The organism is Streptomyces sp. NPDC006435 (assembly GCF_040612315.1).
Lineage (GTDB): Bacteria > Actinomycetota > Actinomycetes > Streptomycetales > Streptomycetaceae > Streptomyces.
The window spans coordinates 39774-63258 of sequence record NZ_JBEXPY010000037.1 but is presented as its reverse complement, the minus strand read 5'-3'; the positions used below and the strand labels follow the sequence as shown (position 1 = coordinate 63258).

Sequence of the window (23485 nt, the reverse complement as noted above, 5' to 3'; positions counted from 1 at the left end):
CGGTGAGGCCCGCGCAGCGCCGTTCGGGGACCGTACGGACCGTTGCCGCGCGGGCGTCCTTCGCCCACGGCCCGACGACGAGGAACAGCAGTGTCCAGGGCGCCGGCCCTCAGCCCGTGTGCGGTTTCCGCTCGAACGACACCAGATGCTCGGAGGAGATGTTGCCCGAGGCGTCTTCCCAGTCCTCCTCGGGCGACTTGGCCGGGGCATCCGGGATGTCGTGCGTTCGCCGCTCTCCCGGAGCGACCGCCTTCCAGGTGTCGGCCCCTCGGCTGCCCATGTCGGCGGTCAGGGTCTGCTGTTCACCGTCGAGCCCCGTATAGACGAACTTGAAGTCGTAGTCGCACGTTGCGTTCGTGCTGTTCTCGATCTGGAACTCGACGTTCATCGTGGGGGCGCCGTCGCCGCCGCTGCCGGAACCCATCCCCTTGAGGTCGGCACGTGCGTCGCCCTCGGTACAGGCCGCGTTCTCCGTCGAGGCCTTTCCCCCCGAACACGCGGCCAGGAGTGCGAGCGGAAGCAAAAGAACGACGGTCCTGTGTCTCAGCATGGACAGAAGTGCAACCTCGCCCGGTGAAGATGTCAAGGACATGCCCTTCGCTGCGGGCATTGGCCGATTCCTCGGCCCGTACCCGGGCTCCGACGGACCCGCGAGAGGCAAGGTACGGGGCGCCCGGCCGCGCCGTCGCCCGCCGGCCCGGCGAAGAGCCGGGCGCACGGACTCGCGCTGGAAGAACCGACGAGCCCCTACACCGTGGGCCGCGACTCACTCCATCTCGTCGACAAGACCCGCAGTGACCCGTGGGTGTCCGAGGCGGGCCACCGGGAGCTGATGGTTTCGATGTACTACCCGGCACACAGGGCGACCGGCAGGACGGCCCCCGTACATGAGCACCAAGGGCGCCCAGGCCTTCCTGAAGCAAATGGAACTGGACGTGCCCGCAAAGACACTCGCCGGTACGAAGACCCACACCCGCACCGGCGCCAGGCCCGCGACGGGGAAGTTCCCCCTGGTCGTCCTCTCGCCCGGTTTCAAGACCCCGGGCGCCACGCTCACCGGGCTGGCCGAGGACCTCACCAGCCGCGGCAATGTCGTCGCCGTCGTGGACCACGCCTACGAGGCGGCCGGAGTCTCCTTCCCCGGCAAGGGCATCCTGCCGTGCGCGGCATGCGGAAAGGTCGGCCCCACCACCTTCCAGCCCGCCGCCGAGGGCCGGGCCGAGGACATCACCTTCACCCTGGACCAACTCCTGTCGGGCACCTCGCCCTGGAAGCGCGCCGGGATGGTGGACAGGAACAAGGTAGGTATGGCCGGACACTCCCTGGGCGGTGCCGGCACCGCCGCCACGATGGAAAAGGACTCCCGTGTGCGAGCCGGAGTCAACATGGACGGCCCCTTCATCAACTCCGGAAAGAGCTCCGGCCTGTCCGGGCGCCCCTTCATGATGCTGGGCACCGAGGCCGACCACAGCCCCGGCGACGACACGACCTGGGACACCGCCTGGAAGCAGCTCGAGGGCTGGAAACGATGGGCCATGCTCACCGGGGCCGAGCACATGTCCTTCACCGACCTGGCGCCTCTGGCCGGACAACTGGGCGCGGACGACCCCGAAGGGCTGCCCGGCAAGCGCGCGGCGGAAATCACCCGCGACTATGTCGGTGCCTTCTTCGACCAGCAGTTGCACGGCAAGCACGAACCGCTCCTCGACCACCCCGGCAAAACCCACCCCGAGGTCACCTTGCAGCACCACGCCCCTGAAACCCCCTCCTCGCGCCCCTGAACCACCTTCCACGGCCTGCCGTCCGCACACAGCGGGTCCCCCTCGGGCCCGGGCGGGCCTGCACCGGCGCAGCGCACGGCGAAGCCCGCGCGCCGTGCGGGTCTTCCCGGCTCCCGGCGAGCCCACCACGTACAGGGCGACCGGGCCGTCCTCCGGGAGGACGGAGTCCGGATGCATCGGACGACCAGCCCGTCGGAGATCCACGTCTGCTCGCCGGGTCGCCCGGCCGCTCATGGGCCGACGCCCGCTCGGCATCCGTATCCGTCGCGTCGGAACGCACCACGCAGCCCCGCGAAGATCCCAACCCCGAACAGTCCCCGGCCGCGGTGGCCGGTGGCGGAGGTAGTACGCAGGGTGCACGGCGGCGGCCCGTCCTGCTGCGTCTGACGTACAGGGGGTTCGTGTCGCACGGCGATGCGCGTGGGTGGGGCGCGCTGGAAGGCTCGACCTGACCGGCCCGGACGTTCTCCGGACCGGCCGTGTTCGTCACTGTCAGGAGAGAAGCACCATGATCACCCCCGGCACCGCCGTACGGCGCGCCTCGGCCGTAGGACTCGTCCTCGCCGCCGGCCTCACCACCGGCCTGGCCACCCCACCCACCACCGCCGCTGCCGCCGCGACGCCGACGGCCGTCGACGCGGCCCCTGCCGCGGCCGGGCTCGGCCGCTACTACCAGCAGCGCCCCCACTGGCACCGCTGCACCCAGGGTGCGGACGACGAGACGGGCCGCGCCCTGGACGCCGCGGGCGCACGCTGCGCGGACGTGACCGTGCCGCTCGACTACGGCAGGCCCCACGGCCGGACCATCACCGTCGCCATATCCCGCATGAAGGCCACCGACACCCGTCACCGGATCGGCTCCCTCCTGATCAACCCCGGAGGCCCGGGCGGTCCGGGCCTCGGCACGGGGCTCGCCGTGCGCCCCGTGATGAAGGAGACCGGCGCCCGCTACGACCTGATCGGCATGGACCCGCGCTTCACCGGCCGCAGCACCCCCCTGGACTGCGGCCTGTCCTCCGGTCCCGGCCTGCTCTCGGCCGGCCCCGACCGGGCCGGCTTCGACCGCCAGACGGCCCGCGCCAGAAACGTCGCGGAGCGGTGCCGGGCCACCAACGGCCCGCTCCTGCCGCACATCACGACACGCAACACCGCCCGCGACATCGACGTCGTCCGCAGCGTCCTCGGCGAACGGAAGATCTCCTACCTGGGCTTCTCCTACGGCACGTACCTGGGCACCGCCTACACCCAGATGTTCCCCGACCGCCACGACCGGGTGGTCCTCGACAGCGCCCTGGACCCCGACCGCTACAACCCCCGCCTCCTGAAGGGCGCCGACGCCGAGAACGAGAAGGCGTACGACGACTGGGCCGACTGGACGGCCGCGCGCCACGACACCTACGGCCTGGGCCGCACCCGCGAACAGGTACGCGCCACCCTCGACGCCGTCATCGCCGCCTCCGCCCGCGAACCGCTCACCCTCGGCACCGCCCCCGACGTCTTCCGCCTCGACAACAGCCAGGTCCCCGCCCTGCTCTTCACCGAACTCGCCGACGACACCGACCCGGCACGTGCCTCCCTCGCCGAGCACATGTCCCTGCTCGCCCGGGCCGCCGAAGGCCACCCCACCACCCTGCCGCCCGCCTTCACCGGCCTGCTGCGCAGTGTGTTCACTCCCGCCGGTTCCTCCGTCGCCAGCGCCCAGACCGCGATCCTGTGCGGCGACGTCGCCGCCCCGCGCGACCCCGAGACGTACTGGCGCGACATCGAACGGGGCCGCGCCGCCCACCCGTTGTTCGCCCCGCTGACCGAGAGCATCACCCCGTGCGCCTTCTGGGACCGCCCGCGCGAGGCACCCGTCCGGGTCCGCCACGACACCCGGGCCCTGATCGTCGCCTCCACCGGTGACCCCCGCGTCCCCTACACCAACAGCGTCGCCCTGCACGACCGCCTGCCCAGCTCCCGCCTCCTCACCCTCGAAGGCGCCAACCAGCACGTCAACTACGGAGTCCACGGCAACGCCTGCATCGACTCCACCGTCAACTCCTACCTCGCCACCGGCCGCCTGCCCGCCCGCGACCGCACCTGCGCCAAGTAACCCGGCAGCCACACCACGGGCGCTCGGCCCGGACGTCGGGGGGACGTCCGGGCCGAGCGCCCGTTTCCCCGACCCCGGCACGACGAATCGAGGCGGGGCCGCCGGTCACCTCCCCGCCCATACGGATCCGAGCAGCCCCTCGTCCCGCCGCCCCACGGGCGGACTGCTCCCCCGCCACCCCCGCAGGTGGACTGTTCTCCTGTCGGCCCGGATCCGCAGCCAACGCCGGGGGCAATTGTGGTGGAGATGCGAACCGGAGATGCGAACCGGGGTGTCGCAGATCGGATGAGAACGGCCATGGTGTCTTTCGGCCCGGTGATGGGCCGGCTGACCTGGGACTGTGCCAACTTCGTCTGTGCTTCGGAGTACCGGTCGCGGTGCGCGTTCTTCGCCTCCTCGAGCGCGTCGCTGTCGGCCTCCTCCACGCCGCGCTCCCTCACCCTTCTCGTGGCGGGCCGACTCGCGTTCCGGCGACCGGAGTTCGACGTTCTGGCAGACCCGGACGGCACTCCCGTCCCATGGCAGTCGCGACCTCGCTCGTCGGCGTCGGAGACCTCGCCGGGTACCGATTCTCATGCGGAGGGCCGGACACCCGGTCCGCCGGACCGGGCGGCAGCTTGTCGGCGTGCCACCACTGAGATCATGGTGGCATGAAAGTACTTGTGATCGGGGCGACCGGGATGGTCGGTACTGCCGTCGCCTGCGCGTTAGAGGCTTCTCATCACGTCGTGAAGGCTTCGCGCAGAGGCCCGGTGAAGGCGGATCTGGAAGATCCTTCCTCTCTGGACGCGCTCTTCGACGAGCTGCCGGACCTTGACGCGGTGGTGTGCTGTGCCGCCAGCGGCCCACTGGTGGACCTGGTGTCGGCGGCAGATGACGAGATCGCTGCCGGAATGCAGGGCAAGCTCTTGGGACAGGTCGCCCTGGCCCGGCGTGCGGTGCGTCATCTGCGGGACGGCGGCTCCGTCACCCTGACCGGGGGCACCTTCCCCGCTCCGCTGACCGGTGGGTCGCTGGGGGCCCTCATCAACACTGGCCTGGAGGGTTTCGTTCGCAACGCGGCTGGTGAGCTGCCGAGGAATCTAAGGATCAACCTCATCAGCCCCGGGTGGATCAAGGAGACCCTGGAAAGCATGGGCATGGACTCGGCCGACGGCACTCCCGTCTCCGAGGTGGCCCGTGCGTACGTGGAGGCCGTGGAAGGCACCGCGCAGGGCCGGACCATACGTCCGTAACTGCCCGATGGGGATGGCCCGCCGCCCGCATGGGCGGCGGGCCGTCTTTGTGACCGTGCACGGGCACCCCGTCGATCGCATCGGCGGCCTTGCGGTCACCGCGTCCGTGCACGTCGCGCTCGGCCGCCGGAACGAGGACCACGACCTTCTCGCCCTGCACGGGGCACTGCGTTCCCGCAGCGGCCGACACGAGCAGCCCGTGCCGTTGATCACCAGCCCGCCCGGTCGTACGGCCCGGTCGCCGGCCTGCTCACCGTCCGGTACGAGGCGGGGTCCCGCGCAGCCGGGATCTGCACGACCTCGTGCTCAACCACCTGGCACCGGCGCGCACCACGGGACCGCTCCCGGAAGCGGCCCGGACCACCCCCGTGGATGTGCAGAGGACCCGGCCGGCCATCGCACCTCAATCCGCCCCGGCCCGACGCGTCCGCCGACCGCAACTATTTACGATACGACAGTTGCGTAAAGAGTCGGGCCTCTCTATTCTCAATTACGAAACAGCCGTAGCGAAACGAGCGGAACGCCGGTCCACGCCTCCGACGAGAGGGAGCAACCCCGTGACACCCCCCGCACGCAGAGGCCGCCCCCGTAGCGAGGAAGCCGACGAACGGATCCTGCGGGCCGCCCACGAACTACTGGTCGAGCGGGGATACGACAAGTTCGCCATCGACGAAGTGGCCACCCGCGCCGCCGTGGCCAAGACCACGCTCTACCGCAGATGGCCCACCAAGGACCACCTGCTCGTCGCGCTCGTTGCCAAGATCCAGGACGAAGTGAGTGTCCCCGACACCGGCGACATCCGGCACGACCTCAGCGTCTACCTCACCGCCGTCGCAACCGGCCTCGACCGCATGCGCCACCCCGGCCGGGACACGGGACGGACGGACCGATCGGCCGGGGTCGTCGCCGAACTGGTGGCGGCCGCCGCCCGGCACCCGGACGTGGGCGACGCCGTACGCGGCATGTTCGCCCGGCGCAACGCCCTGCCGCTCGCCCTGCTCGACCGCGCCCGCGAACGCGGCGCGCTGCCCGACGACACCTCGTCCGAAGTCCTCTTCGATCAACTGGCCGGAGCGCTCTACTACCGACTGCTGATCACCGGGGCACCGATCGGGGCCGACTACGTCGAGGAACTCGTCGACCAGGCACTGGCACGGACCGGCACCACCCCTCGTTCAGAGAGGACCTGAACCATGTCTGCCACCTCCTCCGCCTCCGCCCGCCCCAGCCGCATCCTGTCGGCGCCGACCGGGCTCGGCGCCTGCACGATGCCCGACGCCACCCGCACCCACCCGGTCCGGTTGACCGCATCCGCAGCGATCGAGACCGCGCCCCGGCAGGTCCGGGCCACGCGGACCGACTCCGACGCCCACCCCCGGCGGAATCCCTCCATAGCCGGGACGGCCCGCACAGGGGCCGTCCGATGACCATCACGCTGGCCCTCGCCAACAACAACGCCGTGCTCGCCGTCCGCTTCCTCCTCGAACTGGCCTCCCTGGCCTGCTTCGGCATCTGGGCCTGGCGCCGGACTCCGGCACCCTGGCGCTGGCTCCTCGCCATTGCGCTGCCGGTCGCCGTGGGCTGGGCCTGGGGCACCTTCACCGTGCCCGACGACCCGTCCCGGGGCGATCCCGGCTCCGTCGACACCCCGGGGCCGCTGCGCCTGCTGCTCGAACTCGCCGTTTTCTTCGGTGCGGTGGCCGCACTGCACTTCGCCGGCCTGCGTCGCGCCGCCCGCCGGCTCCTGGTGATCATGGTCGCCTACCAGATCCTGGCCTACGACCGGATCGGCTGGTTGCTCAGCCACTGAAACACCGCCCGAGCAGCCGCCATGGGACCCACTCAAAACGCACCAACACCCGCACAACCAACCAAGGAGGGGCGAACTCGCAGGTCCGAGCCCCGTGGACAGAGGCAGGCCGGGTTCCGGGATGCGCGTCCTGTCGGATGCGAACGGACCGCCCCTCCTCGTGGGCCTCTCCGCGGCGGACACCCACGACAGCCTCGTGCTGAAACCCATGATCGAGGGCCGTCAAACGGGACACGACCCTCACCGCAGGCGCTGCTTCAAGCTCCGACGCCTGCATGCGGACAAAGCTTACGGCGTCCCTCACCTGCGGAAATGGCTATGGGCAAACACATTGGCGTCCGCATCGCCCGCAAGGCATTGAGTCCGGCGAACGACTGGGCGGCGCAGATGGGTCATTGAACGCACCATGTCCCGGCTCGCCGGCCATTGCAGACTCGACCACCGCTACGAACGCCACTCCCACAACTGCCCGGCCTTCCTCGGGCTCGCCGCAGCCTTCTGCTGCTACAGACGACTCGCCCGCCGCACCACATGGGAAACGGTCCAAATGTGAGTGGGTGTCAGCGAACTACCGGTGTCCCGGTGGCCGTCAAACGGCTGTGTCATTCTCCGGGGATGTCGTTTCGAGGCGAGTCCGGGAGTCGCTCCCGCTGTTCTTCATGATCGATCTCGATGAGGGTCGATGCCACTGGCCGGCGCGGATCAGTAGTTGATCGTAGCCACGGGACAGGACGAAGGAGCTCGCGGATTTGTACGGCGAAAAGAAAGCTGTCGCGGTGCCCTTGGGCATCCTGATACGACATGGGGATGGTTGCTGAAGCGCTGAATCCCATGGACCGTCTGCTTGCCGAGCGAGCGTGCGAACGCCTCATCGTCGAGTTTGTCCACAAGCTCGACCTCGGTGACCCGGGCGACGTGGCCGATCTCTTCACGGACACCGGGTTTTGGGAGTGGACGGAAGGCGACCGCCGGATTGAGGGCCGTGATGCACTTCGGTCGTACTTCGCCGGTCGGCCCGCGGACCGGCTCTCGCGCAGGATATGCACGAACATCCTGGTCACCGTCACATCGGAGTCGACGGCCACCGCGACCACGTACTTCACGACGTACCGTGTCGACGGATACGCCAGCGGTTTCGTGCCCCCGCGTGCCCCGACGCAGGTCGGCCACTACGAGGACACGTTCCTCAAGGTCGAAGGCCGTTGGCTCCTCGGTTCCCGGTCCTTGTATCTGGCCTTTGCCGGACCGACCGAGCGGCTTGAAGCGGAAGCCGAGGACTGAACCCGCTCTGGCATGAGGCACCGGGGGAGCGCCATGGCCGGGGACTCGGAAAGGAGTTGTGTTGCGGCAGCCGTCAGGGCTGCCGCAACACAGGGAGCGACGCGGGCGTGTGCGTTCTGCGGGGCCGCCCGCCTGGTCATGATGAGAACCGGCCTGTCCCATCAAGGGCGCCTTCGGCGCCGCCTGCGGCGATGACCTCCGGCCACCCTCGACCGGCCATGTCGGCTCTGAGTCCCGGCAGTTGTCGGGCGGCCCCTCCCGTGTGGGGTCCGGTCCCGCAGTCGGCGCCCTTCGTCGGCCTGGTGGGCATCAGGGCCCAGGTCGTCACACATGGAGCCGGCCTCGGCATCGACGTGGAGATCGTCCGACGCAACCCGCAACACAAGAGGTTCGTGCCGCAGCCGAAGCGGTGGAGGGCCGAGCAGACCTACGGGATCCTGGTACTGCACCGGCGCCTGGTCCGCGACTACGAGCACCGCCCGGCTTCCCCCGCCTCCCGTGCCCACATCGAAGGTACCCGCGCCAAACCGAAACGCCTGGTCGAACTCGGTCTCCTCGCCGAGGCCGACACCGGCAACCTCACCGGGAAGCCGTGACCGGAAACCTGCGATCAGAGATACCCGGCCACGATCTGGCGTGCGTACTGGTCCTCCGGGCCAATGTCTTGAAGTGCTTGCTGGGCCTCCTGCACCCGGCTCGTCTTGCACAACAGCCGGACAAGGACGTACAGGGCGCCACGATCACCGTCTTCGGCGCGCATACGCAGTGCCGCCTCCATACCCCGCTCGCCGAGCAACCTGTTGAGTCTCCGACGCGCGTGGATATCCGCGAGAGCGCGTTCCGTGAGTTCCGGAATCCGGTCCGCTCGGGCAAGCAGATCCATGTGCCACAGATGGTTGTCGTGCATGTCGGGATCGTCGGAATGGCACTCGGCGCGGGCGCTCACCAGCGTGATCGCCACGTCCCAGTCCTGTCCCCGTTCCGCCGCCAGGGCCTGTTCGAACCAGTTCATGGGGCGATTATGGAGTGCTGGTCCACCGGACGGCACCGTATGAGTGACGACTGAAGTGCACCCTTCACAACAGCCGCTGCCGAACGCTCTCGAACCGCCCTCTCGGATACAAAGCCGGTCGGGAACCGCGGCGGTGCCGCCCCGTCAAACTCCGAGTGGACAAGACGTACTTCTCCGCCGAACGCCCGGCCCGGCTGCGCGAGCGCGGACTCGTCGAGCGCATCGCGCAGCCGGGCATCGAGTCAGGCGCCCGTCAGACCGTGCTGGAGACCTTTCATCGCCTGGGGACCATCGGCGAGGGGATCGAGCAGTTCAGGATGGTGGTGTCGGCGTACCCGTATGAACGTACTCAGCCGAGTACGGGTGTGCGTGCTCACCTCTCGATCGGACTGATCCACCGAACCTGAAGGAAGGCGTTCCCTCAGTGACGGAAATTGGTGGCCCGTTGATGAGTCGAGCGGATGAGGACGAAGACCAGGGCAGCCAGGTCTGCCGCACCGGCGGCGTCGTCCGCATAGCGCGTGGTCTGCAGGGGGCCGACCTGGTCCAGCCGGATTCCCTCCAGCTCCAGGACGTAGGCGAGGGTGAGCATGGCGAGGCGGGCGTTGCCATCCGGGAAGGGATGAAAGAAGGCCACGTCCAGATAGACCCTGGCCGCGCGGGAGGCCAGGGGGACTTGCGGGTCGGCACTTTCGCGCAGACAGTGTTCGAAGTCGCGCTGAGTGTGTGGCGTCAGTGCGTAGCGTTCCCGGCCGTCCTTGGCGAAGGCGTCGCCTTGTCGGAACTGAACCTCAGGCATTCCAAGGACCAACTGCTGCCATTCGGCCAGAAGCGCGCAGGTGAGGGGGCGCCTACAGGAAGCGTCTGCGCGCGACTGAGCCAGCGCCGCGAGCAATCGATGTCCTCGTGCAAGATCCGAGGAGCGGCGCCCCTCGGCGCACCAGGTGGTCAGGCCGTCCACGATGGGCTCGACCGGGTCCGGCATCTGGCCGGCCGCGGAAGTCCAGTCGATCTGGTTTCTGACCTGGACCCATGCAGCCAAGGCGTCAGCGGTCACGGTAGGGCCGCACTCCGGTCAGATCCACAGCGATCTTCTCTCCCACGGCGTCGATCAGGGTGTGCGAAGGCGTGGTCCAGCTCTTGAACCGTCCACCGATCGCGGTGTCGACCGCGTCCTTCGCGTCTTCCGGTCCCATGTCGGTGGAAGAAAGGAACCATGTCAGCACTGTGTGGCAGAGCCCGTACCAGCCGCACTCGGCACCCGTGCGGTCCACGACCACAGTCACGAGCCGGGTAGCCGCCCGTTCCAGGTGCCAGCTGCGATCCTCGGCATCCGCGCCAATGGGCGGAGCCAACTGCTCAAACCGTTCCGCCAACTCCTCCAGCCAGTCGCGCCACTCCAGCAGCGATGCGACCACGTTGGCGGCCGTTGCTGCGGGCCCGCCCACGGAATGGGAGGCGCAGCACCAGCTGGTGACGACGCCACCACCACCGCCCTCACCGACCGCCCAGTGCCATCCGCAGGCCCACCGGCCGTACCGGGCTGCCAGGAGCACTGTGACCTCGGTGGTGAAGCGATGCTTCTCTTCCCACCCGGCACCGTCAGGGGGCACCATCGAGGCGATCACCGTGGTGATCTCAGATGCCTCCGCTTCGTTCCAGGCGAAGGCGATGAGGTCGGGATCGACGGCAGACCACGGCAGCCGGGCCGGAGCGAGTTCGTAGTTGATGGCCGTGGTGTTCCTCCAGAACCGGGCAGGGCAGGACGACTGAGCGATCATGCCAAAGGCTCGTGGCTTCGTCACGCGAGTTTCTGGCGCTGCGGATCTACTGCCAGGGCATACAGTGCGACGCTGCCGAGCCGTTTGCTTCGTGCGATGCGGCACTCGGCCGGGTACGTTCATCTGTACGCGGCTGAGCACTTCGAGGAGTATGCCGACACCAGGTGACGCCCAACGCGTCGCGGCACACTACCGCCTGACCGGTCCGACTCCGATGGCAAACGGTCCGACTCCGATGCCGGAGGACAGAGAACCTGCCGCGGCCGGATGACAGATCTGCGGACCCGTCTCCGTGGCGGCCCACCGCCCCTGCGGGCGGCGATCACCACTGCACCGGGCTTGATGTCCCCGCCCCGGATCAGCCGGGGGCCGTCCCACGGCCGCCACCACGACGTCCGCTTCCCGGACGATCGCCGGCAGGTCCGCTGTGCGCGAGTGGCAGTACGTCACCGTTGCATCCTTCGCGAGAAGGAGCATCCCCGCCGGGAACCCACGAAGATCGAAACCGACATACGAGCCGACGTACCGCCGCAAGGCGGGCGCCGGAGGTGCATGGACCCTGGTGGCCGCATGGTCTTCCACCCCCGCAGTGCACGAACCGGCGGTTGGGGCATCGGTACAGCGACCAGCGGTGAGAACGATCGTGGTTCCCGGTGAGGCCCGCCAGGGCGTGTGTCCGAGAACGGGCCTGTCTGGAATGAGGCACGTACTGCCTGGCCGGGCGGTCCGGGACGGCTGCTTCTGCCAGGAGGTATTCCCCCGGCTCGTCAGCAGTCGCTGCCGTGGATCGAGTGCGTCGGGCAGGATGACCGCCATGCTCTATGAACCGGATGGCGCTCTTGCGCTCCATGACCTGTTGGCGACACAGTCGCGCCTGACCACCTTGGCTCTGGCGCCCGATGGAACACGCTTGATCGCGTTGGTGTACTCGAGCAACGAGGAGGGAACCGAGCACGTTACGAGGCTCTGGGAGATCGATCCCTCCGGCAGGAGGGAGCACCGCCTCGTGGCCGGCTCCGCGGAGGGCGACTTCGCTCCCGCGTTCGCAGCCGACGGGACACTGCTGTTCCTCTCCGGTCGTGAGAACACAGACCCCGCCGGCGAAGAGTCCGACAGCCGGGGTGTGTCGTTGTGGGCGCTGCCCGAGTGCGGTGAGGCCAGGCAGATTGCCCGTCATCCGGGCGGAATACATGCCTTCGTCTCCGCAGCGAATGCCGATACGGTCGCTTACACCGCTGATCTGCTGCCCGACGCCGCGGACATCGAGACGTACACCGCGGCTCGCCGTGAACGTGAGCGTGCCATGGTCACCGCAGCCTTGTACGAGGAGACCGCGGCATCTGTCTGGAGTGCGGCTCTTGGACCTGACGAACCGCACACGTTCGTCCTGCGCTCCGACGGGCACGCGGTGATCGCCGGGAGCCAGGGCCTGGAGGGTACCGCCGATGCCGCGCTCTCCCCGGACGGGTCCCTGGTGGCCTACACACGAGCCGGGACCGGTCGTGCCCCGGACACCAATACCGTGGTCGTCGCCGACACGACGACCGGTACGCATCGTCACACCTTCTCCCGCCCCGGCCATCAGTACTACCGCCTTGCGTTCACGGCCGACAGCTCGACACTGGTCTGCCAGCGCCAGCGCGAGGAGACCTACGACACCGAATGGCGCGTCACACTCGTCGGGTTCGACCTGGACTCCGGCGAAGAGACGGATCTGTTACCGGAGTTCGACAACTGGCCGTGGCCGGGACGGGCAGTCCTCTCACCGGTCCCCGGGGACTCGACGATGTGGTTCACCGGAGACGAGCGGGGGCACTGCCCGGTCTTCCGCCGCGACGCGAACGGCACGATCACACGCCTGACCGCCTCCGGCGCCCACACCTCGCTCTGCGTGACACCCGACGGGACCGCCCTTTACGCACTGCGCAGCGCGATCGACAGCCCGCCCCGGGTGGTCCGCCTGGATGCCGTCACGCCCGATCAGCGACCGGTCCTCCTCAGCGCCCCCGGTGACCTCCAGTGGCTTCCCGGTGCCTTGACCGAGGTGAGCACCCCGGCGGATGACGGCTTTTCCCTGCGCGGCTGGCTCGTCCTGCCCGAAGGCGCCTCGGCCGAGCGTCCAGCACCCCTGCTCGTCGTTCCGCACGGTGGGCCACAGGCATCCTGGAGCGCCTGGACGTGGTCGTGGAACCCCTGGCCGTTCGCTGCCCGTGGCTACGCGGTGCTGCTGCCGGACCCGGCCCTGTCCACCGGTTATGGGCAGCGGATGCAGGAACGCGGCCGGGGCCAGTACGGTGGTCGGCCCTACCATGACGTCATCGCGCTGACGGATGCCGCACTGCTGCGTGACGACCTCGACGCCGCCCGGACGGCCATCGCGGGCTGGTCCTACGGCGGCTACCTCGCCAACCGGGCCGTCACCCTCACCGACCGCTTCAAGGCGGCCGTCTCGGTCGCCGGAATGTGGAACCTGGAGGCGTTTCAGACCGACACGAACATGCGCGCCTACATCCACAAGATCTTCGGCGACCTGCGGACACAGCCGGAGCGGTACGAAACCAACTCGCCGCACTTCGACGCGGCGAGGATGAAGACGCCGATGCTGATCGTGCACGGCGGCAAGGACTACCACGTGCCGATGGGCCAGGCGCTGAGCCTGCACAGCGATCTGCAGCGGCTCGGCGTGCCGGTCGGATTCCTGCACTTCCCGACGGAGGGCCACACCATCGCAGTGCCGAACCACATCCGGATCATGTACGAGACAGTGCTGAACTTCCTCGATCACCACGTTCTCGGACAGGAGTGGCAACGGCCCGCGATGCTCTGACTGCTCCCTCCCGGAATCAGTTCGGTTCAGGTCTTGGCGGTCAGGCGCGGCGCGGCGGCCGTCGCCGACGCGGGCGGGCCGTGCCGACGGGCCGTGGTGACGCCCTTCCCCGTCCGCGTCGCCCGTGTCCCTCGTGGCGCGGGGCGCATCGGACCGGCGGGCGTCCCGCGACGGGGCGGTGCCGGTCGCCCGCCCCGTCGCTCCGTCCGGGAACCCCGGCCGTGGTCAGGCGCCGAATTGGGGTGCGGTTCCCAGGGCGGCGGCCAGATCGCCGCGGCGGCGGATGCCGAGCTTGCGGTAGCAGTGCGTGAGGTGGGTCTCCACCGTCCGCACGGCCAGGTGCAGCAGCTTCGCGGCCTCCTTGTTGCTGTAGCCCGCGGCGGCCAGCTGCGCGATGCGCCTCTCGCAGGAGGTGAGCGCGCTCGCTCCCGTGTGCGGCGCCCGCGGTGCCCGGGCACCGCACCGGCGCAGGGCCCGTGCCACCGTCAGCTGGGCCCGTGCGGCGCCCAGTCGCTCGGCCTGTTGTGCCGCCTCGCGCAGGGTCTCGCGTGCTTGCCGGTACTGGCCGGAGTCGTGGAGCGCCAGGCCGAACGAGACGAGCGCCGTGATGAGTTCGGGCATCGGTTCCGGCGCGTCCCGCAAGATGTCGACCGCCTGCCCGGCCAGTTCCAGGCCGCGTCTGCCGCCGACGGAAGCGGCGAGGGCCCGCAGGGCCCGGCCCCTGGTGCGCGGGGTGCCCCAGACCTCGGCCAGGCGTAATTCCTGTTCGGCGAGCGGTACCGCGTGCTCGGCCGATCCCAGGGCCACGTGGCAGTCGGCGGCGGCGGACCGCCAGGGCGTCACGACGGGGCTCTCCGAATCCCGGGCGGACTGCCGCCGGCCGCACTCCAGAAGATCCGCCAGGGCGTCGCCGGGGTTCCGGGCCGCCAGGCGGAGCAGCCCCCGCGCGTACAGGAACTCGCTCCACTCCCAGCAGTCGTGCTCCCCGCCGGAGGCGACCGCGGCACAGAGCCGTTCGGCCTCGGCCAGCCGTCCGGTCTCGGTCAGCGCGATCACGGCCTGGGCCCGCAGGTGGACGTTGCCCGGTCCGAGGTCCGCCCGCGCCTCCGTGGGGGCCCGGTACAACGAATCGTCCCCGAGCAGGGCATCGTACTGGCCGCGCATCACCCTGCTCTCCGCCCGTACGCTCAGCAGGCTCTGGTGGCCGGGGTGCAGCAGCGGCGACCGGTGAATGGCGAGCCCGCGGGCCACCAGCCGGTCGGCCTCGTCCAGTTGGTCCGCCCACTGGGCCAACGTGGCGGCGGACGCCAGGAGGTACGGTTCGAGGTGCGGATCGGTGGGTGTGGCGGTCAACGCCCGGACGCGCCCCATGACGTCGCGCGCCGACAACTGCCCCGCGGTCGCCTCGTACTCGGTGAGCAGCGCCGCCGCGGTCGGGGCCAGCTCGCCGGGCGTGTGCTCCGCGAGGTGCTTGAGCCGGGCCACGACCTGGAGCCAGCTCGCCCCGTCGTGGGAGGAGATCATGGCGGTCGCCGCCTGTACGGCGTGTGAGAGGTCCGTCGAATATGTGAGCGCCTCGGAGAGTTCGCCCAGTACTTCGAGCGCGGTGTGCACGGCGCCACCGGCGACCAGGGCCATGCCGAGGATGGTGGCGGCCCGCAGCTTCGCGCCGTCGTTCTGCTGGAGCCGCAGGGCTTCGGCGAGGTGCCGTGTTCCGGAAGCCCGCTCGGTGCGGAACTCCAGACAGCCGAGTTCGGTGAGGACTTGGCCCCGGCGCCAGGTGGACAGGGGTTCCAGCAGAGCCCGCCGCAGGGCGGCCACGGCGTCGTCGGTTCGGTCGTCGCGGACCGCCTCGGCCGCCGCGCCGGTCAGCGCCTCGGCGGCCCAAGGGGCCCCGACGGCGGGCACCAGCAGCAGACGGCGTGCCACGGCCGCCTCCGGATCACCGCGGTGGTGGAGCAACTCGGCGGTGCGCCGGTGCACTTCGGCACGCTGGTGCGCATGCGAGGAATCCACCACCGCCTGACGCAGCAGGGGGTGGGCGAAGACCGGCCGGCCGGCAACGGGGCCGTCGTGGAACAGTCCCTGGCGTACGAGGCCGGCGGCCCACCCGGTGACCCGTGCCGGGTCGCAGCCGGTCACCTGCGGCAGGAGCGCGAGGGCGTCGTCCTCGTCCTGGATCTCGGCGAAGGCACGGATCGCCGAGGCGGCCTGCGGACCGCAACCGCGCAGCCACCGGGCCACCGCGTCGGCGAACATGCCCGGGTGGAGTTCCGCGCAGCGCTCCGGCAGCCGGGACGTGTCCGCGCCGTCGGAGGAAAGGGCGCGCAGGTCGCAGAGGAGCGCGTGCAGCAGCATCGGGTTGCCGCCGCTGGCGCGGTGGCAGTCCGCCGCCAGCGGGAGCGGCGCCCCCTCTCCCAGAGCAGTGCGCACCAGGGACAGAACGGCCGCCCGGCCGAGCGGTTCGAGGGTGCACCGATGGGCCCGCGGCTCTCCGACGACCTGCGCGAAGCCGGGGGCCGGCCGGACGAGGTCGTAACCGCTTCGTTCCGTCACCGCGAGCAGCACGGGAAGCCGGTCCAGACGCCGTGCGACCTGGGCGAGCCAGCGCAGCGAGTGCGCGTCGGCCAGATGGACGTCGTCCACGACGAGCAGCACCGGCCCCGCGGACGCCTTGGCCCGGAGCAGCCTCCACAGCAGGGACGGCAGGTCGTCGCCGTGCAGGGAACCGCCCCAGCGTTCGCCCCCGGCCGTCGACGGTGCGTCCCGCAGCCCGAGGAGATCGCCCTCGAACAGCTGGAGAACGCCCCCGAAGGAGGCGTCGGCCTCCTCGGCGGAACACCGCGCGCCGAGGACGGTGGTCCCGCGCAGCGTCTCGTGGTGGGCGAACGCCCCGGCCAGTGCCGTGCGGCCGGTGCCGGCGCCGCCACGGATCACCAGCACTCCTCCCGCGCCCGCTCGCGCCCGGTCCGCCAGGACCGTCATCCGGGACAGGGACCCGTCACGGTCCAGCAGTCCCGTCGTCCGGGACAGGGATCCGTCACGGTCCAACAGTCCCGGCACGTGCCCACCGGTACCGACGGGCGGTGCGATAGAGATCATCCTGATCCTCCCTGAGCGCTCAAGGCGACGTTGCCGGACCGCTGTCCGATCCCCCGGTCGTGGTGCGAGGCCCGACGCGATGAGGATCATTCGATGTCCTGCGCAAGGAAGATCAAGAGGAAACGCCACCCGCCCCGGCAGGTCTGTGACCTGCCTCACTACACACCGGGTAACCCCCGAATCCGCTCCCGATCTCGTGGTCGACCACGATGGCCCGGCGGCCGACGGGTGGCGCAACGTAGAAATCGGAACCGCTCAAAGGCCGTCCCCGGCCGCTCCGCCGCTTCCCGCGTCACCTGTTTGTCCGTGCCGGCCGGCCCGGCGCCCGCACGGTCGGGCGGGCCGGGCCCGTGCCGTCGTCCCGCTCACCGATCCGCACTGGGAGATGCACAGCTGATGCACCACGAGAACGCCATTGCCCTGGTGGGTATGAGCTGCCGCCTGCCCGGCGCCCGCGATGTCGCGGAGTTCTGGCGCAACCTCCGTACCGGAGCCGACAACATCAGCCGGTTCGGCCCGGACGAGTTACGGGAAGCGGGGGTGGACCCCCGAACCGCCGCGCACCCCGACTTCGTTCCCGCCCGCGGGGTGATCGACGGGGGCGACCGGTTCGACCGGGCCTTCTTCGGATACAGCGCCGCCGAGGCCGCCGGCATCGACCCCCAGCACCGGGTCTTCCTGGAGTGCGCGGCGCAGGCGTTCGACGACGCGGGAATCGACCCGGGGCGCGTCGGCGGATGGGCCGGTGTCTACGCCGGATGCGAAACCACGTTGCCGCCGGTCGCCGACGCCGCCGACCCCGCCCTCGCCACCCAGCGGATCATCGGCCGGGAGAAGGACTTCCTGGCCACCCGGGTCGCCTACAAACTCGGTCTGCGCGGACCTGCCGTCACCGTGCAGACCGCCTGCTCCACCGGACTCGTCGCCGTGCACCAGGCATGTCGGGCGCTGCTCGGCCACGAGTGCGACGTGGCCCTCTCGGGCGGCGCGTCGCTTCGACTGCCGGAGGCGGGCGGATACCTCCACACGGAAGGCGGCATCCTGTCCCCGGACGGGCTGTGCCGCGCGTTCGACGAGGCGGCGGCCGGCACGGTCAGCAGCGCGGGTGTCGCCGCGGTCGTACTCAAACGGCTCACCGACGCGCTCGACGAAGGCGACCGGATCATCGCCGTCATCCGGGGATCGGCCGTCAACAACGACGGCGGGGACAAGATCGGTTACACCGCACCGTCGGTGACCGGACAGCGCGACGTCATCCTGATGGCGCTCGCCCAGGCCGGCGTCGGGGCCGAGGAGATCGGATACGTCGAGGCGCACGGCACCGGAACCCCGGTCGGCGACCCCGTCGAACTCGCCGCACTCACCGCCGCGTTCCGCGAGGGCGCCGGACCCGGCACCCGCTCCGGTCCCTGCCTCGTCGGCACGGTCAAGGCCAACATCGGTCACACCGGCGCAGTCGCCGGCATCGCCGGACTGATCAAGGCGGCGCTGATGCTCCAGCACCGCGCCTTCGTCCCCACCCCGCACTTCAACCGGGCCAACCCGGCCCTGGAGCTGGAGAGTTCGCCCTTCCGCATCAGTACCGAACACCGGGCATGGGAATCCGAGGGCCCCCGACTGGCCGGAGTCAGCTCCTTCGGGATCGGCGGCACCAACGCCCACCTGGTCCTGGAACAGGCCCCACCGCTCCCGCCCACCGGGCACGAGACCACCGCGACCCCCCACGCCCTGTGCCTGTCGGCGGCGACCCCCGAGGCCCTGCACATCCTGCGCGAGCGCCTCGCCGACCGGCTGACCGACGACGACCCGCCCCGACTCCGCGACGTGGCACACACCCTGACGGAGCGCCGGCAGTTCGCGCACCGCCTCACCGTGGTCGCCGACAGCGGCCCGCGGGCGGCGGACCAACTGCGCGCCACCGACCGGACCACCCGGGCCGGGTCGCCTCCCGAGGTCGCCTTCCTCTTCCCCGGGCAGGGCACGCTGCGCGCGGGGCAGGGCAGGGCCGCCCACGCCCTGCTGCCGGTCTTCCGGGAGATCTTCGAGGAATGCCGCGCCCACTGCCGGACGCGCTTCGGCATCGACCTGGCACGGGCCCTCGACCCCGCCACCGACCCCTCCTGGTTCTCCGACACCCGCCACCAGCAGCTCGCCCTGTTCGCCCACGGCCACGCGCTGGCGGGGCAACTGGAGTCCTGGGGCGTCACCCCGTCCGCGATGCTCGGCCACAGCATCGGCGAGTACGTGGCCGCCACCGTCGCCGGCGTCTGGAGCCCGGAGGACGCCCTGGAACTGGTGTGGGCGCGCGGCACCGCGATGCACGAGGCCGGTCCCGGCCGCATGCTCGCCCTGCGCGTGGCTCCCGCCGAAGCCGCCCCCCTGCTGGGCGACGGCGTCGCACTCGCCGTCGCGGGAACCGGCCATGTCGTCCTGTCCGGACCCGCCGCCCGCATCGAGGAAATCGCCCTGGAACAGGGCCGACGCGGCACCGCTGCCCGCCTCCTGGACACCGAGCACGCCTTCCACTCCCCACTGATGGCCGACGCGGCCGACGCCCTGCGCCGTGCGCTGGCCACCGTGCCCGCCCGGGCGCCACGGGTGCCCTGGATAGCGAATCCGACCGGGACATGGGCCGAGACGGACCGGGCCGCCGACCCCGAGTACTGGGCGGAACAACTCCTGGGAACCGTCAGGCTGGAAGACGGCATGCGGACCCTGGCCGGAGCCGGGGCCCGGCTGCTGATCGAGCTGGGACCGGGCGACTCCCTCACCCGCGAGGCCGTACGCCAGGCGGTGGACGCCGTCGCCGTCCCGCTGCTCGGCCGGCACCCCGACCGGGAGGCCACCGCCCTGCTCGGCGGCGTGGCCCGGCTGTGGGAAGAGGGCGTGGACGTGCCCTGGCCGACGCTGCGGGACGCCGAGCCCGCCGCACGCTGCTCGTTGCCACCCCACCCCTTCGCACCCACCCCCGTCGCCGACCCGGTCCGAGCCCCCCGCCCCGCCGCGACGCCCGCGCCGATGCCGCCGACCGGGGGAGCACCGCTGACCACCGCCGCATGGACCCAGACACCCGCGGCCCGTCCCGGCGCGCACGACCGGGTACTGCTGGTCGGCGACGCCCCGCCCGGCCTGACGGCCCTCGCCGAGAAGGCCCTGAACGGCGTCCCCGGCGACGCCCCGGCCGAGGTCCTGCGCCTCCCGTGGCGGGCCGACGCACTCGACCCGGCGACGACGGACCCCGCACCGCAGGGGACCCGGGCCCCGCTCCTCCTCGCCGCGCTGCCCGTCGACGCCGACCCCGCGGACCCGGACACCGCCGCCGTACTGGACGCGCTGGCCGCCGCCTCCCGGCGGCTCGGCGCCCCGCTCCTGCTGGCCGGGCACGCCCTGGGCGGGATGCCCGCCGACCACGAGCCGTCGCCGCGGACCGCCGCACACGCCACCGCACTCCTCGCCTGGACCGAGCACCGGAGCCGATCGGGGATACCCGTGGCGCTGCTCGACCTCGGCCCCGACCCCGCCCGGGACGACGCTCCCGGCCCCGCCCGCCTTCCGGCCCCGGACGGCCGGGCCACCGGATACGCCTGGCGGGGCCGGAGCTGGTGGGCACGCGCCGAACGTCCCCCGACGGCGCCCGACGCGGCCCTTCCCCGGACCCCCCGCGCGCACCCGCCCGTCCACTGGACGTTGATCTCCGACGGCAGGCCCGACGGCGCCCGGCTCGCCGCCGACCTGGCCGGCCACGGGCTGCCGCTGCGCGGCTACGCCGACCTCACCCCGGCCCCCGACCGCTCCGGCCCCGTCGCCGATGCGGTGGCCGCCGCTCCCTGGAACACCGCCGAACCGCCCCTGACCCGGCAGCCCCGGCTCAGCCGTGCCCTGGACTCCTACTGCGCCGGGCTCGTGGGCCGCCGGATCCTCTCGCTCTGCGACCTCGGCGCCGGGCAGCGGACGGGCGACGCGGAACTGCGCCGCCGCCTCGACCCCCATGACCGGCTCCCGGAACTCGTCGGCTTCTGCCTGCGCATGCTCGTGGAGGAAGGGTGGCTGCGCCGCGAAGGAGCGGACTGGTACGCCGAGGACGGCATGGCCGAAGGCATCGCGGACGCGCTGCGCGAAGGCGACGCACTCGCCCGACTCCCCGGCCTGAAGCGCATGCTGGACCACGTCACCGACGCCTACCCCGCCGTCCTCACCGGCGGACGCACCCCCGTCTCGGTCCTCTACCCGGACGCGGACGACACGTTCCTCCACACCTGTCTCAAGGACAACGCGGTTCCCCTCGACGACAACGCCGCCGCCCTCGACGCCCTGCGCACCGTCGTGCGCGACGCCACCGCCCGGCGGGACCGGGACGACACCCGGCCCCTGCGCGTCCTGGAGATCGGAGCGGGCTCCGGACGGCTGACCTGGCCGCTGCTCACCGACTGGCCCGGCCGCGACGGGGTCGAATACCACTTCACCGACATCAGCCCGCTGATCGTGCGCCGCGCACAGGCCCGCGCCACCGAACTCGGCCTGCCCGACATGCGGTTCTCCACCTACGACATCGGCCAGGACCCCGCCCCCCAGGGACTGGTGCCCGGCAGCTACGACCTGGTCCTCGGCTACAACGTCGTGCACGCCACCCCCTCCGTGCCGCTCGCCCTCCGCCACCTGGCGGGACTGCTGCGGCCGGGTGGCCGGCTCGGTCTGGTGGAGGTCACCGAGATCCCCCGCTGGTCCCACGTGCTGTGGGGACTGGCCCCGGGCTGGTGGGACTTCGACGACGAGTTGCGGACCGACTCCATCCATCTCGACGCCAAGGCCTGGCTGCGCGCCCTCGACGGGGCCGGATACACCGACGTGCGGCCGGTGCCCGCGAGCCTGGACAGCGACCACCTCGTCGTCCTCGCCGCACGTGCCGCGGACGACGGCACCGCACCGGTGCGGCGGCTGCGAAGCGCGTGGGACGACACCCCGGGGACCGACGCCCCGGACGGGCTGCTGTACCTGCCCGCCCTCGCGCACACCCCGCAGGCCGTCGAGCGCTGGCGGGAACTGCGTGCCGCACTCCCCGCGGCGGGCCCCGCCTGGGTCGTCACCGACGACCCCGACGACTGGCGGACCCAGCACGCCCGCCGCCTGCTCGACCCGGACCCGCAGGCCCCCGAGTGGGGACACCTGGAAGTTCCCTCCGCCGGCGCGGCCGACCCGGCCGCCCTGGTGGCGCTGCTCGCGGACCGGCCGACCCCGGGCACCCACCGGCTCACCGCCCCGCCGCCGAGTACCCCCCGCGCTCCGGAGCGCGGCGCGGCCGGGCTCCCCGGACCGCACGACCGGCAACCCGACCCGAGCGGTGCGGCAGGGACCGGCGCGGCAGCCGGTCCGGGCCCGGACGCACCGGCCGACGGCCCGTCACCGGCGCCGTCGCGGGACGCCCTCGCCGCGGTGCTCGCGGACCTGTGGTGCGAAGTACTGGGTGTCCCGGCGGCAGCCGACCGGGACGACTTCCACCTGCTCGGCGGGGACTCCCTGATGCTCGTCCAACTCACCGGACTCGTACGGAGCAGGACCGGGCACCGGGTCCCCGCCGCCTCCCTGCCGAGGGAACTCACCTTCGCCGCCCTGGTCGCCGCGGTACGGCAGGCAGCCCCCGGCCCCGACGCCGGACGGACACCGCGGACGACCACCCGGGCCGCGCTCCCCGACCACCTCTCCCTCCTCAGAGAGGGCGGTCCGGGCACCCCGCTGTTCCTCGTCCCGCCCGCCTCGGGGAGCAGCCTGTGCTACCAGCAACTCGCCGACCACCTCGACGACACCCGGCCGGTGTACGGCATCGAGTCGCCGGGCCTCCACGACGGCAGTAAACCACCGACCCGGCTCAGCGCCCTCGCCGCGCACCACATCGCCGTCATCCGCCGGATCCAGCCCCGGGGCCCGTACCTGCTGGGCGGCTGGTCGTACGGGGCGATGGTCGCCCACGAGATGACCCGGCTGCTGGAGGCGGCCGGGGAGCGGGTGGAACTGCTGCTCGGCATCGACGGCTTCCTGCCGCCGACCGGCGGCCTGCCGGTCGGGGCCCTGCCGTCCTGGCTGCTGCCGAGCATCGGCCTCCAGCTGGGGGCGGTGTTCCAGCAGGGCCGCTCGCGGCTGCTCGCCGGGAACCGGCGGCCCCCGGCCGCCCGCACCGACCGGGTCGGGCGATTCGGCGAGGTGGCCCGCATCGGCGTGGTCGCCGGACTGGCCACGGGAGAGGGCACCGACTACGTACGGGTGCACAACGCGAGCATCACCGCGATGCTGCGACACCGCCCCCGGCCGGTGGACGGCGGGCTGCTCCTGCTCAAGGCGGGCACCGACACGGCCGGGCGGGACCGGCTGACCAGGCGACTCGCCGCGCTGTACGGGGCGGGGGCGGTCGTCCGTCCCGTCCCGGGCGACCACTGGACCGTACTGGGGCGGCGGCACGCCCCGGCGCTGGCCGCCGAAATACGCCGCGCGCTGGCGGCAGCGCGGACCTGACCGCGGTCACCGGGCGGCCGACCGCGGCCCGGTGACGCACCGTCACGGGCGGGCCGT

15 protein-coding genes and 3 pseudogenes are annotated in these 23485 nt (G+C 71.6%); 12 read left to right on the top strand and 6 right to left on the bottom strand.

The annotated features are described in order from the left end of the window. Positions 1–109: 109 nt before the first annotated feature. On the bottom strand, positions 110–610 hold the full coding sequence (locus ABZZ04_RS29570) for a hypothetical protein (protein ID WP_356935277.1): 501 nt from the start codon (positions 608–610) through the stop codon (positions 110–112). A gap of 277 nt (positions 611–887) precedes the next feature. On the opposite strand from ABZZ04_RS29570, the gene ABZZ04_RS29565 reads away from it, so the two are divergent. From ABZZ04_RS29565 to ABZZ04_RS29525, 9 genes and pseudogenes are all read left to right on the top strand, one after another. Continuing rightward, positions 888–1781: an alpha/beta hydrolase gene (locus ABZZ04_RS29565; RefSeq protein ID WP_356935276.1), complete on the top strand. Its 894-nt coding sequence runs from the start codon at positions 888–890 to the stop codon at positions 1779–1781. A 508-nt stretch (positions 1782–2289) separates the two neighbouring features. Further along, a complete protein-coding gene (locus ABZZ04_RS29560; RefSeq protein ID WP_356935275.1) occupies positions 2290–3876 on the top strand; it encodes an alpha/beta hydrolase in 1587 nt (528 codons plus the stop codon). Between the two features lie 650 nt (positions 3877–4526). Continuing rightward, complete coding sequence (locus ABZZ04_RS29555) at positions 4527–5111, top strand: short chain dehydrogenase (protein ID WP_356935274.1); 585 nt, start codon at positions 4527–4529, stop codon at positions 5109–5111. A gap of 557 nt (positions 5112–5668) precedes the next feature. Next, positions 5669–6301, top strand: coding sequence for a TetR/AcrR family transcriptional regulator (locus ABZZ04_RS29550; RefSeq protein WP_356935273.1), 633 nt, complete (start codon positions 5669–5671; stop codon positions 6299–6301). Positions 6302–6304: 3 nt separating this feature from the next. Continuing rightward, positions 6305–6538 (top strand): hypothetical protein, encoded by a 234-nt coding sequence (locus tag ABZZ04_RS29545; RefSeq protein ID WP_356935272.1) that lies wholly within the window; start codon positions 6305–6307, stop codon positions 6536–6538. Then, positions 6535–6921, top strand: a complete 387-nt coding sequence (locus ABZZ04_RS29540) for a YrdB family protein (RefSeq protein WP_356935271.1) — start codon at positions 6535–6537, stop codon at positions 6919–6921. The genes ABZZ04_RS29545 and ABZZ04_RS29540 overlap by 4 nt, the downstream gene beginning before the upstream one ends. Before the next feature lie 52 nt (positions 6922–6973). Further along, positions 6974–7474, top strand: a pseudogene (locus ABZZ04_RS29535) (transposase); the annotation flags it as partial. 254 nt (positions 7475–7728) lie between these two features. After that, entirely contained in the window at positions 7729–8202 is a 474-nt protein-coding gene (locus ABZZ04_RS29530; RefSeq protein ID WP_356935300.1) for a nuclear transport factor 2 family protein, read from the top strand. Positions 8203–8507: 305 nt separating this feature from the next. Beyond that, positions 8508–8702: pseudogene (locus ABZZ04_RS29525) on the top strand (IS5/IS1182 family transposase); the annotation flags it as partial. 110 nt (positions 8703–8812) lie between these two features. Here the strand turns inward: ABZZ04_RS29525 and ABZZ04_RS29520 are convergent. Further along, entirely contained in the window at positions 8813–9214 is a 402-nt protein-coding gene (locus ABZZ04_RS29520) for a hypothetical protein (protein ID WP_356935270.1), read from the bottom strand. Between the two features lie 155 nt (positions 9215–9369). On the opposite strand from ABZZ04_RS29520, the gene ABZZ04_RS29515 reads away from it, so the two are divergent. Continuing rightward, a complete protein-coding gene (locus tag ABZZ04_RS29515; protein WP_356935269.1) occupies positions 9370–9621 on the top strand; it encodes a hypothetical protein in 252 nt (83 codons plus the stop codon). Positions 9622–9635: 14 nt separating this feature from the next. Here ABZZ04_RS29515 and ABZZ04_RS29510 read toward each other — a convergent pair whose 3' ends face one another. From ABZZ04_RS29510 to ABZZ04_RS29500, 3 genes and pseudogenes are all read right to left on the bottom strand, one after another. After that, on the bottom strand, positions 9636–10271 hold the full coding sequence (locus ABZZ04_RS29510) for a Fic family protein (protein ID WP_356935268.1): 636 nt from the start codon (positions 10269–10271) through the stop codon (positions 9636–9638). Further along, positions 10261–10995, bottom strand: coding sequence for a hypothetical protein (locus tag ABZZ04_RS29505; protein WP_356935267.1), 735 nt, complete (start codon positions 10993–10995; stop codon positions 10261–10263). The genes ABZZ04_RS29510 and ABZZ04_RS29505 overlap by 11 nt, the downstream gene beginning before the upstream one ends. Before the next feature lie 320 nt (positions 10996–11315). Further along, positions 11316–11481: pseudogene (locus ABZZ04_RS29500) on the bottom strand (bifunctional 5,10-methylene-tetrahydrofolate dehydrogenase/5,10-methylene-tetrahydrofolate cyclohydrolase); the annotation flags it as partial. 328 nt (positions 11482–11809) lie between these two features. Here ABZZ04_RS29500 and ABZZ04_RS29495 point away from each other — a divergent pair. Beyond that, the gene (locus ABZZ04_RS29495) at positions 11810–13822 is read left to right on the top strand and encodes a S9 family peptidase (protein ID WP_356935266.1); all 2013 of its coding nucleotides are present in this window, start codon (positions 11810–11812) and stop codon (positions 13820–13822) included. Between the two features lie 225 nt (positions 13823–14047). Here the strand turns inward: ABZZ04_RS29495 and ABZZ04_RS29490 are convergent, their stop codons facing one another. Then, positions 14048–16924 carry an AAA family ATPase gene (locus ABZZ04_RS29490; protein WP_356935265.1) on the bottom strand — a complete coding sequence of 959 codons (2877 nt, stop codon included), beginning with the start codon at positions 16922–16924 and terminating at the stop codon, positions 14048–14050. Positions 16925–17320: 396 nt separating this feature from the next. Here ABZZ04_RS29490 and ABZZ04_RS29485 point away from each other — a divergent pair, with 396 nt between their 5' ends. Next, positions 17321–23428: an alpha/beta fold hydrolase gene (locus tag ABZZ04_RS29485; protein ID WP_356935264.1), complete on the top strand. Its 6108-nt coding sequence runs from the start codon at positions 17321–17323 to the stop codon at positions 23426–23428. Positions 23429–23485 lie beyond the last annotated feature (57 nt).

Coding starts and splice junctions, on each gene's coding strand:
- ABZZ04_RS29495 (WP_356935266.1), top strand. CDS start 11,810: ATGCTCTATGAACCGGATGGCGCTCTTGCGCTCCATGACCTGTTGGCG.
- ABZZ04_RS29520 (WP_356935270.1), bottom strand. CDS start 9,214: ATGAACTGGTTCGAACAGGCCCTGGCGGCGGAACGGGGACAGGACTGG.
- ABZZ04_RS29540 (WP_356935271.1), top strand. CDS start 6,535: ATGACCATCACGCTGGCCCTCGCCAACAACAACGCCGTGCTCGCCGTC.
- ABZZ04_RS29555 (WP_356935274.1), top strand. CDS start 4,527: ATGAAAGTACTTGTGATCGGGGCGACCGGGATGGTCGGTACTGCCGTC.
- ABZZ04_RS29570 (WP_356935277.1), bottom strand. CDS start 610: ATGCCCGCAGCGAAGGGCATGTCCTTGACATCTTCACCGGGCGAGGTT.
- ABZZ04_RS29565 (WP_356935276.1), top strand. CDS start 888: ATGAGCACCAAGGGCGCCCAGGCCTTCCTGAAGCAAATGGAACTGGAC.
- ABZZ04_RS29545 (WP_356935272.1), top strand. CDS start 6,305: ATGTCTGCCACCTCCTCCGCCTCCGCCCGCCCCAGCCGCATCCTGTCG.
- ABZZ04_RS29530 (WP_356935300.1), top strand. CDS start 7,729: ATGGTTGCTGAAGCGCTGAATCCCATGGACCGTCTGCTTGCCGAGCGA.
- ABZZ04_RS29505 (WP_356935267.1), bottom strand. CDS start 10,995: ATGATCGCTCAGTCGTCCTGCCCTGCCCGGTTCTGGAGGAACACCACG.
- ABZZ04_RS29490 (WP_356935265.1), bottom strand. CDS start 16,924: ATGATCTCTATCGCACCGCCCGTCGGTACCGGTGGGCACGTGCCGGGA.
- ABZZ04_RS29560 (WP_356935275.1), top strand. CDS start 2,290: ATGATCACCCCCGGCACCGCCGTACGGCGCGCCTCGGCCGTAGGACTC.
- ABZZ04_RS29485 (WP_356935264.1), top strand. CDS start 17,321: ATGCACCACGAGAACGCCATTGCCCTGGTGGGTATGAGCTGCCGCCTG.